15 protein-coding genes and 1 pseudogene are annotated in these 15,733 nt (G+C 36.7%); 6 read left to right on the top strand and 10 right to left on the bottom strand.

Annotated elements, in window-relative coordinates; genetic code table 11:
- Positions 1-47: 47 nt before the first annotated feature.
- From lsrB to JFU18_RS00630, 4 genes are read right to left on the bottom strand one after another with little or no spacing between them, the layout of a single operon-like run.
- The gene (lsrB, locus tag JFU18_RS00645; protein ID WP_201033970.1) at positions 48-1,091 is read right to left on the bottom strand and encodes an autoinducer 2 ABC transporter substrate-binding protein LsrB; all 1,044 of its coding nucleotides are present in this window, start codon (positions 1,089-1,091) and stop codon (positions 48-50) included.
- A complete protein-coding gene (locus JFU18_RS00640) occupies positions 1,088-2,086 on the bottom strand; it encodes an ABC transporter permease (protein WP_002189993.1) in 999 nt (332 codons plus the stop codon). Before JFU18_RS00640 ends, lsrB begins: the two co-directional genes overlap by 4 nt.
- Entirely contained in the window at positions 2,083-3,051 is a 969-nt protein-coding gene (locus JFU18_RS00635) for an ABC transporter permease subunit (RefSeq protein ID WP_201033971.1), read from the bottom strand. Before JFU18_RS00635 ends, JFU18_RS00640 begins: the two co-directional genes overlap by 4 nt.
- On the bottom strand, positions 3,048-4,541 hold the full coding sequence (locus tag JFU18_RS00630; protein WP_201033972.1) for a sugar ABC transporter ATP-binding protein: 1,494 nt from the start codon (positions 4,539-4,541) through the stop codon (positions 3,048-3,050). The genes JFU18_RS00635 and JFU18_RS00630 overlap by 4 nt, the downstream gene beginning before the upstream one ends.
- Positions 4,542-4,891: 350 nt before the next feature.
- Between JFU18_RS00630 and JFU18_RS00625 the strand changes: the two genes are divergently transcribed.
- The 4 genes from JFU18_RS00625 to lsrF all read left to right on the top strand — a co-directional run bounded on the left by JFU18_RS00625 (position 4,892) and on the right by lsrF (position 8,715).
- Positions 4,892-5,824 (top strand): sugar-binding transcriptional regulator, encoded by a 933-nt coding sequence (locus JFU18_RS00625; protein WP_201033974.1) that lies wholly within the window; start codon positions 4,892-4,894, stop codon positions 5,822-5,824.
- On the top strand, positions 5,824-7,386 hold the full coding sequence (gene lsrK / locus JFU18_RS00620) for an autoinducer-2 kinase (RefSeq protein WP_201033976.1): 1,563 nt from the start codon (positions 5,824-5,826) through the stop codon (positions 7,384-7,386). The genes JFU18_RS00625 and lsrK overlap by 1 nt, the downstream gene beginning before the upstream one ends.
- A gap of 177 nt (positions 7,387-7,563) precedes the next feature.
- The gene (locus JFU18_RS00615) at positions 7,564-7,926 is read left to right on the top strand and encodes a cupin domain-containing protein (RefSeq protein ID WP_000909986.1); all 363 of its coding nucleotides are present in this window, start codon (positions 7,564-7,566) and stop codon (positions 7,924-7,926) included.
- A 6-nt stretch (positions 7,927-7,932) separates the two neighbouring features.
- A complete protein-coding gene (gene lsrF / locus JFU18_RS00610) occupies positions 7,933-8,715 on the top strand; it encodes a 3-hydroxy-5-phosphonooxypentane-2,4-dione thiolase (protein WP_201033978.1) in 783 nt (260 codons plus the stop codon).
- A 166-nt stretch (positions 8,716-8,881) separates the two neighbouring features.
- Here the strand turns inward: lsrF and JFU18_RS00605 are convergent, their stop codons facing one another.
- Positions 8,882-9,664: a class I SAM-dependent methyltransferase gene (locus JFU18_RS00605; RefSeq protein WP_201050186.1), complete on the bottom strand. Its 783-nt coding sequence runs from the start codon at positions 9,662-9,664 to the stop codon at positions 8,882-8,884.
- Between the two features lie 233 nt (positions 9,665-9,897).
- Here JFU18_RS00605 and JFU18_RS00600 point away from each other — a divergent pair, with 233 nt between their 5' ends.
- Positions 9,898-10,500, top strand: coding sequence for a chorismate mutase (locus JFU18_RS00600; RefSeq protein ID WP_201031282.1), 603 nt, complete (start codon positions 9,898-9,900; stop codon positions 10,498-10,500).
- Positions 10,501-10,538: 38 nt separating this feature from the next.
- Here the strand turns inward: JFU18_RS00600 and JFU18_RS00595 are convergent, their stop codons facing one another.
- From JFU18_RS00595 to JFU18_RS00575, 5 genes are all read right to left on the bottom strand, one after another.
- Positions 10,539-11,246 carry a nucleotidyltransferase family protein gene (locus JFU18_RS00595; RefSeq protein ID WP_201033980.1) on the bottom strand — a complete coding sequence of 236 codons (708 nt, stop codon included), beginning with the start codon at positions 11,244-11,246 and terminating at the stop codon, positions 10,539-10,541.
- Positions 11,247-11,427: 181 nt separating this feature from the next.
- Positions 11,428-11,865, bottom strand: a complete 438-nt coding sequence (locus tag JFU18_RS00590; protein ID WP_078176498.1) for a VOC family protein — start codon at positions 11,863-11,865, stop codon at positions 11,428-11,430.
- Between the two features lie 184 nt (positions 11,866-12,049).
- On the bottom strand, positions 12,050-12,376 hold the full coding sequence (hmoA, locus tag JFU18_RS00585; protein ID WP_000469495.1) for a heme-degrading monooxygenase HmoA: 327 nt from the start codon (positions 12,374-12,376) through the stop codon (positions 12,050-12,052).
- A 97-nt stretch (positions 12,377-12,473) separates the two neighbouring features.
- Complete coding sequence (locus JFU18_RS00580; protein ID WP_201050185.1) at positions 12,474-13,688, bottom strand: MFS transporter; 1,215 nt, start codon at positions 13,686-13,688, stop codon at positions 12,474-12,476.
- Positions 13,689-13,745: 57 nt separating this feature from the next.
- Positions 13,746-14,789 (bottom strand): ArsR/SmtB family transcription factor, encoded by a 1,044-nt coding sequence (locus JFU18_RS00575; RefSeq protein WP_201033982.1) that lies wholly within the window; start codon positions 14,787-14,789, stop codon positions 13,746-13,748.
- Between the two features lie 351 nt (positions 14,790-15,140).
- Here JFU18_RS00575 and JFU18_RS00570 point away from each other — a divergent pair.
- Positions 15,141-15,632 (top strand): annotated as a pseudogene (locus tag JFU18_RS00570) (DinB family protein).
- Positions 15,633-15,733 lie beyond the last annotated feature (101 nt).

Below are 15,733 nucleotides of genomic sequence, written 5' to 3'. Positions count from 1 at the left end.
ACGACATAATAAAAACGTCCGATATATTCGGACGTTTTTATTTTCTACTAGAAAGTATACTTATCAATATTATCCTTCGTAAATACAACTCGTTCAGGTAATACGATAATACCATTTCCTTCTGCCTCATAATCATACCCTTGAATAGAGTTCGGCTCTACTTTCACTTTTCCGATTCCTTTTACTTCAAAGCTATCCCCGACTTTTAACTTCTTCCCTTTTACAACAATTTCATTTGCAACATACGTTGCGAGGGCACCTTGTTGTTTTACATCCCATAATCCAAATTGTTGTACTGTTCCTCGTTTTACATAATCACGCATAACGTTCGGTGTCGAAAATCCCGTTACGACTACTTTCTTACCCATTTTCAAATTCTCAGCTGCTTGCGCCATTGCTGGTAGTGCTGTTGCATCTGGACATATTACTGCGTTAATATCTGGATACGTTTTTAAAATACTCTCCCCTACCGATAAAGATTTTTGAGCATTATTTTCACCGTATTGCGTCGTTACAATTTCCCAATTCGGATATTTCTCTTTAATAATCTCTTTCGCCTTCGTTACCCATTGATTTTGATCTGTTACAGTCGGGCTTGAATAAAAGAATGCGACCTTCCCTTTATCTCCAATTTGCTTAGATGTCATTTCTATTAATAACTTTGCTAGTTGGTCTGGTGTACCTTGGCTAATATAAAACGAACGGTCTTTCGGATTCACATCAGAATCCCACGTTAATACGGTCATCCCCTTTTTCTTTGCACGTTGTAATGATTGCGAGAGACCATCAACTGACGTAGATGAAACCATAATTGCATCGTAGTTTTGATTAATAAAATTGTTTATATATTTTACTTGCCCTGATACGCTCGCTTCAGAAGGTCCATCATATTTCACTTGTACACCTAACTTATCTCCCATCTCTTTTGCACCTTCACCGCCTGATGTAAAGAAGCCAACTCCCGTTAATTTCGGAATGAATGCAAATTTCACATCATCTGCTTTTTTCTTATCCGCTGTTTGGCTAGAACAAGCAATTAAACCGATTAAACAAATACACATAATAATAACAATCCCCAGTTTTCTCTTCATGACATTTCCCCCTTATGCAAATTCCTTCTTTTCCCCGTAGTGAATCGTTGTAATTTGAAATGTCTCATAATAACAGAAACAATAAGGATAATACCTATTACTACATTAGATTGTTCATTCGTTAAGCCCGTCATTTGTAAACCGTACTGCATGAGTCCTATAAAAATACTCGCTAGTACTGTCCCAATAATACTCCCTTTTCCGCCTGTAATAAGTGTGCCGCCTAATACAACTGCCGTAATTACTGGCAAAATCGTTTCACTTCCAATATCTGCACGAGCTGAACCGAAATACGCTGTTAAGAAAGCTCCTCCTAATCCACCTCCTAACCCAGAAAGTACGTAAGCAATAATCACTACTTTCTTCGTTCGAATGCCGGAATATCTCGCCGTACTTTCATTTGCGCCAGTTAATTTTGCGTAGCGACCATATGTTGTACGGTGAAACAATATCGTAAATACTATCGTTAAAATGACAAGGAGCCATAATAGATTAGGTATACCGATAAAACTACCATTTGCCATTTGCACATACGAATCTGGTAAACCACTTATTCCTTCATAGCCCGCTGCACCCGAACCACCTGAAATAACAAGGGCGATTCCTGCATATAAAAACATCGTTCCAAGTGTAACGACAAGAGGTTCTACATCTGTCATTTTTATAATAAGTCCATTTAATCCGCCCGCTATGCAACTTATTACGAGCGCAATGATAACGGCCAACAGTATAGGCATGCCATTCATCCAAAGTGCTCCGATAAGAATCGAAGTAAGCCCCATAATAGATCCTACTGATACATCAATTCCGCCAGTTACAATGACAAATGTCATCGGAATAGCTGCGATTGAAATAATGAGGAAATCGTTCATACTAAAAAGGAGGTTACTAATGTTTAAGAAATCACTATTTATGAAACTAAAGAGAATGAGTTCTACGAGAAGCAATATGAGAAGAACCCCTTCCCATCTATACAAGCTACGTATTCCCCTCATAGATTCACCCTTCTTTCTTCTAGTTGCCGGAGTTTCTTCCATTTTTTTAAGACACTATCTATTATGATGATGAGTAAAAGTAAAAATCCTGAAATAGCACTATTCCAAAATGCAGGTATTTTTAAAAAGACGAGTGAACTGCTTATCACTTCTAAAAAAAATGCACCTAATGCCGCTCCAAATATAGAACCTGTTCCTCCTTTTAAATGAATACCACCTAAAACAGCAGCGGCGATCACTTGCAATTCTATCCCTGTACCTGTTTGATTTGGAACGAATCCAATATTCATTACGAATATGCATCCAGCGAGCCCAGCGCTTATGCCTGATATGATAAACACGTATATTTTCACTTTATCTACATGTATTCCAATAAGCCTTGCACCATCTTCATTATCACCGACAGCATAAAAATATCTTCCAATTTGTACTTTCATTAAAAAGAAATATAGTAGTAGTAATATGATAAGAACGGTCCATACCGTTACCGGAATGCCTAACATCATAATAGAAGAAATTTGTTTATACTCATTCGGAATATCTTCAATCCACTTTCCGCCCGTGAATAGTAACATTGCACCTCTAATAATACCGAGCATTCCTAATGTCATAATGATAGCTGGCACTCGAAATTTCGTAACACCAATTCCATTTACCATACCAATAAGAGCACCAAGTATAATTGCCGCAAATATTGAAATAAAGGCACTGTATCCATCTGTTAACAACATCCCGCAAACCGCAGCGCTTAATCCCATAATAGATCCTACTGATACATCTATGTTTTTCGTAAACAATACGAAAGATTGACCAATTGCCAAAATAACTAAAATAACGCTTGATTTCATAATTAAAGATAAAGAGCTAAACTGAACAAAACTAGGATTCATTACTCCAACGAAGGCTATGTAAAGAAGTAATAAAATAATAATAGACGTCTCATGCATTTTAAATAAACGGTTCACTCCGTTACACCTCCCTTTCCTCCGTACGCAAGGCGTGTAACTTCATCAATACAAATTTCCTTCTTCTCCAAATGAGAGACGAATCCTCCGTTTCTCATCACATAAACACGATTCGCTAATTGAGCGATTTCTTCCATATCTGAAGAAATTAATATGAGCGCAAGTCCCTTTCTCTTCAAACTTTGTATCCTTTCGTATACTTCTAATCTTGCTTTCGCATCAATACCACGGGTCGGTTCATCAAGAATAATCACTTTCGGATTACATGCAAGATATTTTGCTAGCACAACCTTCTGTTGGTTCCCACCTGATAAAGACGTCATTTTCTCATTCATATGAGGGACAACAATTCTAAACTGTTTTATATACAATTCGGATAAAGCGCTTTCTTTTTTACTATTTAAAAAGAAGCTACTCATACTGTTTAAAGATGCAGATGTTATATTTTCCTTAACAGACGCAATTGAAAAAATACCATTCCCTGCTCGATCCTCCGGTACATACACCATACCTTCCTTTATTCGCTTATGTACCGAATACTTTGTAATGGATTTCCCATCTAATAAAACAGAACCTGATTTCAAAGGCTTTAATCCACATAACGATTCAGCTAGTTCAGTCCTACCTGATCCAACGATCCCAGCAATCCCAACAACTTCTCCAGCGTGTACAGTAAATGATACATTTTGAAACGCATAGCTTGACGCATTCGTGACATCTAATAGTTTTTCCGCATGCTCTGTTTCCTCTTGTATGATCTCTTTTTTCTCCTCAAATTTATATCCTTTCGGTAATAACCCCTCCATTAACATGTCATATGTATACCTTGATACATCACCTTGACTTACAATCATTCCGTCACGTAAAATTGCTACTTTATTCGCAATTTCAAAGATTTCTGGAAAACGATGCGTAATATAAATCATGCCAATTCCTTTTTCTTTTAAACTTTTCATCAACACAAAAAGACTCTTAATTTCGTGAGTTGTTAATGTCGATGTTGGCTCATCTAAAATAAGAATCTCAGCTTCTCTTATTAATCCCCTCAATATTTCTACTAATTGTTGCTGTGCGATGGATAACGATACCCCTAGCTCACGAAGTTGAATGTTCCACCCTAAGTCTTCTAGCAACTTTTTAATTTTATTTCGAAGCTCTTTCTTTTTCGCTTTCATTCCGATACAAATGTTCTCTTCAATTGTCATATGAGGAAAGATGAGCGGCTCTTGTGGTATTAAGTAAATACCATGTTGATGCGCCTCTGCTGTGTTTGAAAACTGTTGTATTTCCCCCTTCACATAAATTTTGCCAGCATCGTATGAATACAAGCCCGTTAGTATTTTCATTAACGTTGATTTCCCGGCACCATTTCCTCCAACTAAAGCGTATATATCTCCACGCTCTAATTGTAAATTGACTTCTTTTAATACGAGTTGATCTGCAAATGATTTACTCATCTTTGTAACTTGTAATAAGGGCACGCTCTCCACATGTTGTCACCTGCCTTTATGCAGAACATTTTTTGAGAAAATGATTTTTTGTTCTACTTGTTTTGTAGCATTGTATATTTCTTTTTTCATATCTAGAACACTTTTTTCACTGGGCTATTTATCCCGCATTAACGGGCAATAAGACTCCCACCTCAAAATTCGGCTGGAGCAAAGAAGTTAGGTGGGAGATCAACTGCCCGTAAACGCCCGATTGGTGAGGGCTAATAATCAGTGGGGATGAATAACCTCCCCCACTGATTAAAGTTTCACTTTATCGCCTCAACTGGAATAAACAAAATAACGAGCACATATGTTTAAGCAGTGGTCAATTGTTGAAAGGGATGAAGAGCATGTCACAGCTGAGCTTTGAAGACAATTTGTTAACAAAAGTAGCTTGGTACTATTATAAAGATCAATTAACCCAGCAAGAAATTGCTTCACTTCTTCACATTTCAAGAAATAAAGTCGTTCGGTTGTTAGATAAAGCACGGACGGAAGGTGTCGTCACATTTCACGTAAAAGGTACTGGTTTGCACTGTTTAAGCATCGAACGTGACCTTATGAAAAAATTCCTTCTAAAAGATGCTTTCGTTATTCCAACGCCAGCAGAAGATTATGCATTTTCACTCGGAAAAGCTGCCGCACAATATTTAGAAACTCATCTGCAACAAGGAGATTTACTTGGGATTGGCTGGGGAGAGACGATAAGTAAAATGCTAGAAAACATTCATTTTGATAGCTCTATGAATCTTTCAATCGTTACTCTTACAGGAGGCGTAAATCACTATGTTCCAAGAAACCAAAGCTATTTAAACTACATGCAAGGTGATCTTCATATTATTCCTACCCCTTTTCTAACATCTACAAACGAAATGACGCAAATTATTCTATCTGAACCGAGCGTGAAAGATATGCTTCACGTCGCTTCACTCGCTCATACAGCAGTAGTTGGCATTGGCAGCTTATCTCAAGACGCCACAATTGTGAAAGAAGAAAAATTAACACTACGTGAAATGACTTATATACGTAGTCAACACGGGGCTGGAGATATTTTAGGGCAATTTTATAATACTGACGGAAAACAATTAGAACTTCCCCATCATAACCGTCTTATCGGCACACCACTCTCTGTTCTTCAAAATATGAAACATGTCGTTGGTGTAGCTGGCGGTACGGAAAAGATAGCTGCAATTTACGGCGCCTTAAAAGGAAAGTTCATTCATACATTAATTACCGATGAAGAAACTGCCCTCTCCTTATTAAGAAAGGAAGGTGACTCTTAATGTCTACTCTATTAGCTTACGACGCTGGTACAGGGAGCATTCGAGCAGTTCTTTTTGATTTAAGCGGTAATCAACTTGCTGTTAGTCAAAAAGAATGGATTCATAAATCAGATAGTCGTTACCCTGGTTCTATGAATTTTGATGTAACTGAAAACTGGCAGCTCGTTCAACAATGTACGAAAGAGGTTCTTCAAAAAAGTAATACGTCCTCCTCTTCTATTAAAGGTATTAGTGCAACGAGTATGCGTGAAGGCTTTGTTTTATACGATAAAAACGGGCAGGAAATATGGGCTTGTGCAAATGTTGATGGCCGCGCGTCAGCGGAAGTTAGTGAACTAAAACAAATTCGTTCCGAAATTGAAAAGGATTTATATAAAAAATCTGGTCAAACTTTTTCATTAGGTGCTTTACCTCGCTTACTTTGGATTAAAAAACATGAACCAGACGTGTACAGGAGCATTCATTCTTTCACGATGTTAAACGATTGGATTTTATATAAATTGTGCGGCGTACTACAAATTGATCCTTCAAACGGATGTACGTCCGGTATATTCGATTTACAAAATAGAGCTTGGGATAACTGGGTTGCTGAGCAATGCGGTCTTACTCTAGCCTTTTCTCCAAAAGTAAATGAAGCTGGTACAGTTATCGGGAATATCACAAAACGAAGTGCTGAGTTAACAGGATTACATGAAGGAACACCGGTCGTTGCTGGCGGCGGAGATGCACAAATGGCATCGCTTGGAACTGGAGTTGTAAAGCCTGAACAAACATTTATATGCGGAGGCAGTTTTTGGCAACAAGAAGTAAATATAACAAAACCAGAAACTGATCCAAATGCGGCGATTCGTGTTAATTGCCACGTCATTCCTAACCTATGGCAATACGAAACAATTGCTTTCTTCCCTGGCCTTGTTATGAGGTGGTTTCGAGATGCCTTTTGCCATGAAGAAAAACGGCTCGCTGAAAAACTCGGTGTAGATGTTTATGAATTACTAGAAGAACAAGCGAAAGAAGTTCCTGTAGGCTCACATGGCATAATCCCCACTTTTTCAAATGTAATGAATTATATTTCTTGGCGACATGCTGCACCATCCTTTTTAAATTTGAGCTTAGATGCTGATAAATGTGGGAAGAAAGAAATGTTCCGGGCAATAGAAGAAAATGCCGCCTTCGTTACATTCGGCAACTTGAAATTAATAGAGGCTCTCACAGGTAACTTTCCTTCTGAAGTGATTTTTGCTGGCGGCGCTGCTAAAGGAAAACTTTGGCCGCAAATTCTTTCAGACGTTCTTGGAATCCCAGTGAAAGTACCAGTTGTAAAAGAAGCGGCAGCTTTAGGAACTGCAATTGCTGCTGGGGTTGGTGCTGGCATATATTCATCTATGGCAGCGACTGCCGAACAGTTTGTACAGTGGGAAAAAACATTTGAGCCAGTCACTGAAAATCATGAACTATATAAGGAATTCTATGAAACATGGAAAACTGTGTATAACAGTCAGCTCGCTTTAGCCGATAAAGGGCTCACCTCACATATGTGGATTGCACCCGGTGCGCTGTAACACATTACATAAAGTGAAACTTTAATCAGTGGGGGTTTTGTTCCTCCCCCACTGATTATTAGCCTTCACCAATCGGGCGTTTACGGGCAGTTGACCTCCCCCTAACTTCTTTGCTCCAGCCAAATTTTGAAATGGGAGTTTTACTGCCCGTTAACGCGGGATAAAGGAGTGAAATGTATGTTAAAAGCGAATGAAAATGATTTCTCCTATCGCTTCGGTGATAACGGGCCTAAATATTTAATACAAGGTCCAAATATCGATCTTGGCCTAGTCGTGATTCAGCCTGGGCAAGAGTTTCAAAATCACTATCATACAACGTGCGAAGAGGTCTTCTATGCGTTAGAAGGCGAAATAGATTTCTATGTGAATAACGAGAGAGTTCCGATCAAACAAGGGGATGTCTTGCAAGTTCGACCTCATGAATCCCATTATCTTATTAACCATTCTGATAAGCCTTTTAAAGCTGTTTTTATAAAGTCACCACATTTACCAAATAAAGATACTGTACAAACTGAAAATCCAACATTAACGAAGGAGTGATTCCTAATGACTTGGGGATTTAAAAATCGATTAAACACAATTTTACCTGACGGCAGAGCGGTTATGTTAGCGATAGATCACGGCTACTTTTTAGGGCCAATTCACGGACTTGAACAACCGTTAGAAACAGTTAAAAACTTGCTTCCATATACTGATTCCCTCTTTTTAACACGAGGCGTATTAAGTTCCTGTATTCCTGAAAACTGCAACACACCAATGGTTATGCGTGTATCAGGCGGGGCAACTGTAGTAGGCAAAGATTTAGCGAATGAGACAATCGTTACACCTGTGAAAGAAGCAGTAAAACAAAATGCAATTGGCGTCGGCGTTTCTGTCTTTGTCGGATCAGACTATGAAACACAAACTGTTTCAAATCTCGCAAATGTAGTCTCTGAAGCTCACGATTACGGCCTGCCAGTACTCGGTATTACCGCCGTTGCGAAAGAACTACAAAAACGTGAAGCTCGCTTTCTAGCACTCGCCTCCCGCGTATGTGTTGAAATGGGAGCTGACATTATTAAAACGTACTACTGCGAAGGATTCGAAAAAATTACGAGCACATGCCCTGCTCCAGTCGTAATCGCGGGAGGACCAAAACTAGGTTCAATCGAAGATGCATTAAACATTACGTACAACGCTCTCCAAGAAGGCGCAATCGGAGTAGACATGGGCCGAAACATATGGCAATCCGACCATCCAACTGCGATGATTCAAGCGATTCATGGCATTGTGAAAAATAGATTGAATGTGAAAGAGGCGCTGGAACTATATAATGATGTGAAAAATTAATGTAAAAAGATGGACTATTTATTATAACGGGTTCAGTTAAGAAGAGTAAAACTTGTTTTGACACTCAAACTACACAAGGAAAAGGATGGCAAGTGCCATCCTTTTTGACATACATTGAACTTTTACTGTTTTCAAGTTTCCTTCTTCGACTAACGAGCCAAAAATTTTAATCAACCTTTAACTTTATAGCTTTTGTAGCAATAAAAGTTTTAATATGCTTATCTAATATCCTTGTTCCACCAAAATCATCCTCGTAAAAACCCGTTATAACAAAACCAGCTTCAACTTGACCATGGATTTGATTTTCTAGAGTATGTGCGTATTCTATTGTTTGATTTAAATTAATATAATCTTGAACTTCATCCTCTGGTAAATAATCCAATGTTGATGAAGGTATTGAATGTTTAACATCCAAAATACCTTTTTGTTCTTGGTTGTCATCAAAAATCCATAGTAAAGGATTTGTAAATCCAGAAATAAGAATACCCTTATTCTTTAAAACCCTTGAAATCTCATTCCATACAAGATGAACATCTTTTACAAACAAATTAGAAACAGGATTTACGACAATATCAAAATATTCATCTTCAAAATCACTAAGGTCTGACATATCTCCTTGTACTGTTTTTAAAGTTAATCCATCCCGTTCCGCTACCATTTCATCTTGTTCCAATTGCTTCTTAGATATATCAGTAACTGTTACATCTGCTCCAGCAGCAGCCAGTACTGGTGCTTGTTGCCCTCCACCTGATGCTAAACAAAGTATCTTTAATCCCTCTAATGACTTTGGAAACCAACCTCTAGGAACTGATTTTTCTGTGGTGACTGTGATTTCCCATTCACCTGATTTACTTTTTTCAATAACCTCACTACTTACAGGCTCAGTGTATCTAGAACCTTCTTCAACCTTCTTATCCCATGCATTACTGTTTTGTTGTGTAGTATCCATTATAATCATTCCTCCTAACTATCTAGTTGCATTTTAATTGTGACATTATTAACTATTTACACCCTTTTTCTATTAACCTGCCGATAGTTAATAAATGGTTTTCTATATTTATTTTAACACATAAATATCCTGTTTTTCTGAATATTTAAATTAATTGATTATATTGTAAAAAATGAGAATTGTTTCAGTTATAATAAAATATGAAAACAAAATAAAGGAAAAGAGGAATGATTATGCAACGAATGCCTTTTGAACGCCCTACTGATCATTATGATGAACGCTTATCTTCTATTGATGAAAAAATTTGCTCTTTATTAAAAGAACGGAAAGAACTTTCGAATGGGAATCCGGGTTTCCCACCAGATGAAGCCATTTCTAATTGGGCAAAGCAGAACGGGTTATATCCCGATTATTTAAATTCATTATTCTCATCTATGATGGACGAAGATGAGTTTAAACCTCGCGTCGAACCGACTAAGTTTAAAAAACATATACCCGTTTTAAAAACTTATGAACATAAAGAAACTGTGTATACTGTAACCTTTATTCGTCAATATTCTAACGCTAGTGTAATTAATTTATATAAGGAATGGGATCCAAAAAACAATACACTTAATGAGAATAATACACATAGCCTTGTTGAATTATCGATAAATGATACATACGATTGCTGGGCAGAAGGATGGACTGGAACAGATGGACATGTGAGCTACCAATTTGTAGTTTCCCCTGCTCTTCCTGATAACCCGTCTGGTATTAGCTTTTTATTTACAGAACGTAGTATGCCTTTTTCGGACAAGCATGAACGGCTTGAATTTGAAATTAAGTTAGATTAGATTAAAATAACGGACATATTATACGGTTAATATGTCCGTTATTTTTTGTTCTCTAGATTCACTAAAACCCACTCAATCACGATAATTGCCGAATGAATACGTTCCTTCGTATCCCCTAAGAACACTTTATTAAGCAAATCATCAAAATTAGTCGGTCTACTAGGTAATGCTTGAATATACCTTAAAACAGATCCAGCTGAAGGTGTTGGTTTGTTATTAATAGCCCATATTCCTTCTACAATGGTCCAAGTTGATGTGTGAACTATGTATGAAGCTTTTAACTCATCTTTTGCTTTCAAAGCAGCCTGAATTTTAATAAGCGAACTATGTAACCAATGAGAAATGCCTTTTACTTTATCACTAGAAACAGAATAATTTTCATATGTATGTTGAGCTATTTCCTTTAACCTTCTCAACTCACCGTTACTATCAAATAAAATTTCTCCTTCTAAAAAAGAGTATAATTCCATTGGATTATTTTTAAGGTTTAATTGAATTCTATTAAAATCTGCATACTTATATTCAATTAAAATACCTTCTCTCATTTCTGAATGAAAATCCTTCTTTTGTCCATTCTCTAAAAGAACATATACGTCTATATCGGATTCGGGGTATGCGTCACCTCTTGCGATAGATCCGATGAGCATTAACCCACTCACTTCATTCCTAGCGATATATTCATTTAGAATTTTATGTACTAACTCTTTATGGCTTTCATATGTAATAAATGAAAGATTTTCTAACATTTCTATCCTCCAAGTTATCGATCTATTCTTATAAGAATAGATCGATATTTCTCAGTTTCTAAAATAAGCAAACACCTTTTAAACGATATTGAATTATATTTTTTCTCATACCTTTCCATTATACACACTGCTAATTGTTACATGCCGAGCTCTATTTTATTTTCACATACTTGTAAAATGCCTAGTCAAATTGCTTACTATTAATTCTTTGTGCAATTGGGTGATCATCCTTTAGTTGCAGTAGATCCCATAAATTCCCGTATAAGTCCTTAAATACTGCAACAATTCCGTATGATTGCTCTTTCGGTTCTCTCACAAATTCTATTCCTCTTGAAATCATTTCATTATAATCTCTCCAAAAATCGTCAGTATTTAAGAAAAGAAATACTCTACCGCCTGATTGGTTACCAATAAAGGGCTCTTGTTCAGGTTTAGATGCCCTGGCTAGTAATATTGTTGTGCCGACTGAACCTGGAGGAGATACCACTACCCACCGTTTGTTTTCTTCTGGCTGATAAATATCTTCAACTAATGTGAAATTTAGTTTCTTTGTATAAAATTCTATTGCCTCATCATAGTCTTTTACTACTAATGCGATATGAACTATCGATTGAACCATTATTGTTCCTCCTAATCTTACTCACTGATCGAGTTTATATTATAACATTTCTAGTTTTAACTTATCCGTTAATTATTCTTACATCACATGCGAATCATTCTCTTTATTCAATATAAATAACCATCTATCAGTAAGCAGATAGATGGTTATTTATTCGAAAGAATATAATTAAACAAATGTATTTTTACGACTGTTGATAAGCCGATTTCGATGATTTCACATAATAAACTCCGTGCTCAACCTTAATGATATGATCTGGTTTTGGCTTACCGCGGCCCGCTCTATGTCCAGCTAAGTGCTCTTCACTCGTTTCCCAGTTCTTCCATGCTTCTTCCGATTCCCAGCGAATCATAACTACAACTTCTTCATCTCCGCGTCTTACTTTTTTAACGAGAACACTTAAGTCGATGAATCCTTCAAATTTTTCAATAATGCCTTCTCCTGTGAAACGCTCTACAACTATATTAGATGTACCTTCTTTTACTGTAAATGTCTTCGTTTCGATAAACATATATTCCACTCCCTCTTTGTAATACGAATACTAGTATTCTTCTATTATAATTGATTATGATAATTGTTTTCAATTATAAAGTTTCAAATCTTTAGAATTATGCTGACTTCTCCTCAATTGCCTCATCTAAAAATTTGAAATACGGAACCAATATTCCTATTAAAGAAGTGAAACATATAATCGAGCCAATGATAAAGTATAGTACTCTCACTCCCCACATTTCACTCAGTATTCCCCCTAATAACACACCTAATGGCATTGCCAATCGTATGAAAAATAATCGCACTGAAAATACTTTTCCTATCATATTACTTGGGACAGTTTGTTGGCATATCGTCGTGTTATGAACATTGAAAAATGCAATACATATACCGACAATTACCTCGATTACAATCGCAATAATAATACTATTATTTAAACCTAGTGAAATGTAAGTAAGGCCCCCTACGAATAATCCTCCAAGCATAAGTAATCTACGGCTCCTATACTTCACTTTCCCAACTAATATGGAACCAACTACATAGCCAAGTGGGAATCCTGCCATAAAATAACCGTATTCAGCATACCCTGCCGATAGTTCATCTTTAATATAAGGAAGATTCGTAACCATCGTTACTCCTACTCCAAATTGAACGAATGTTAGAAAGATACCAAGCCAAACGATAACTGGTTTTGTGAAAAAGTATGTAAAGCCGTGAAGAAACTCTTCTAGCCACGTTTTTGGAAGTTCTTGCTTTATCCTCTTTTCTGTAATGAAAAGTAATAATCCTCCACTTATAAATAGACAAACGCACACAAAAAATAATGTAAGCTTCATTCCAATAAAATGAATGACGATACCACCTAATACTGGCGCTAGAAACATCATAAGACGATTCATTCCATCTATATATGCATTTGCATCTTGAAGCTGCTCTTTATTCACAACAGTTGGTGTAATCGCTTGGCTCGCAGGGGTATAAAGAGGCGTAATGAGACCAACTATAATTTGGACAACGTAAATGTGCCAAACTTCTATACTGCTAGTAACTAGCATCGCCAAAGGCAGTAAGAAAACAGATGCCCGCATCCATTGCGAAAAAATCATAATCCACTTTCTGCTCCATTTATCAATATATGGCCCGCTTATAAGTTGCAGTATGAGTGACGGGATAAAATATAGTAACCACATGCTACTTAATGCTGTTTTTGATCCTGTTAATTCATAAACGAGAATTGAATTACATAACGTCCCGAAAGCCCCGCCTAATTCTGAAATTGCACTGCCAATCCACATAAAAAAGAATGAACGATTTTTCAATACACTATTCACTATAGCTCACCAACTTTTCTATTAAATTCCTCCCTTTATGTACATTCCCGTTGTATATTATCTATTCAAAAATGCATCTAATTCTTTCGCTAACGACTGTACTACTTTCTTTCTCAATACATATTTTCCGTCATGAATATCTACTAACTTTGCTGAACGTAACAATTTCAAATGATGATGTACTGTCGATTTTCCTAGTTGTAATCTTTCCGTTATTTCTTGCAATGTACGTTCTTTTTCAAACAACATTTTTACAATTCGTAATCTCGCTTCATCCCCGAGCGCCTTATGTTTATGAACTAAAAAATAACTCGGTTCATACGGATCTTCCGGATGTATACTTTCATTTGCGACCGGATAATGAAACACTTTCGTATCTTCAATATCAGCTTCTATGTTCCACGGTCTGTATGTAATTTGCGGGATAAGAAGTACGTGATGCACACTTGGCTCTGGCATATATGTAACGCCACCTGTAGCCCACTCGACAAACTCTTCCGGTTTCATCTTTTTATTCATTTCATTTTTCGCTTCATAATCTCGCTTTAATATAGAGAGCAGTTGCTCCTCTTCTTTCTTAATAACACCCTCATACCATCCTGTCATAACCGCGATTAAATGACCCTTTAGTTCTTGTACATCTGCATCACATATAAAGCCAATATAAGTAGAGAAAAACTGGTGATCATGTGCCAGTTCCTTTAATTCATGTATTGCAGTTACGTCTCCATTTGCTGCTAAACGTCTTTTTCCTTGATGCATTTCTCCTAAAAACGGTAAGCACACATATTTAAAATCTACTTCCGATAACGAATTGATATTGTGAACAAACTGAGATAAATCCGTAAAATCTCCATCATACAGTAACTGTAGCAACGCTTTCCACGTATTATGCTTCTCAACAAATTGTAAATGTTCTATCATTTCATGTGATAAAGATTGTCTTATTTCTTCCCATTCGCTTTGAGATTTTTCAAGCGTGTCGATTAACCTCTTATGAGTAATTGCCGCAATGCCAAGTGCGCATTCGAAAAGTATCGAATACTTCATTTGAACGTTGTATGTTTCCCTTTTTCTACTCGTCACGTGAAAGACTTCCATTTTATCCCCTCCTTATTTGCTATGTATTAAATTCTATATTCATCGAATTATACCTTCTAAATTTTTAGAATTTTAAAACTCTCTGAAACTTTATATTGCTACAAGTTTTTAAATTTAAGCTGCAGTTAATTTTCTTGTTCAACTATGAGGCAGGTTTATTGAAGAGAAAGGAGAATTTATTACGTTTATAAAAATGATTTGGAAAGCATAAGTTTATTTCTGCAATTACTACAACGGCGCCGTATTGTTCTTTTAAAAACTTCCAAACATCAATCAGATGATAAGTAGGTACGTTTCTAATTTCTCTAACACTTGTTGTTGGTCTATCTCATAGTTAAGGAGGCTATACGAATGAGTAAAAAAGAAATATTACAAAATGGAGTCAAGCAAGTTTTTTACGAAGAAGAATGGTACCCACCGATATCAGAAGCGTTAAAGAATCTTACTGCTGCACAAGCATGTTGGTACCCAGAAGGAACGGCCAGTAATACGATTTGGGAAAATGCAAACCATTTACTAACCTTTAAAGAGCGTTTACTTTCCCGCTTACATCAGGATGACACATTTGTTGCTCCACAAAATAATGATGACACGTTTGTCCAAGGTGGACCTAATGATGATGAAGCGTGGCAACAAATAGTGAAGCGAACGCTTTAAGTACATGATGCCTTACAATCTTCATTAACATCCCTTCAAGAAACAGAACTGGATCAACCAAGTCCTTCTCTACCAGTTTGGCAACAATATCTGAATATCCTATTGCATGATGCTTATCATACAGGTCAAATTATACAACTTCGTAAACTCCAAGGTTCATGGCCATCTCATCGTTCATATTTATAAGCAATGGTTAAAGATGATAGACAAGCATATGATTCTACATTTAGCAAAATAAGCACGCAAAAAAGCAAATGAGATTCTAACTCTCATTTGCCTTTTTGCAT

Source organism: Bacillus sp. TH22, assembly GCF_016651015.1.
In the GTDB taxonomy this organism is placed as follows: domain Bacteria; phylum Bacillota; class Bacilli; order Bacillales; family Bacillaceae_G; genus Bacillus_A; species Bacillus_A mycoides.
Note: the sequence above shows the minus strand (reverse complement) of the source record. Positions and strands in the feature narration are given on the sequence as shown.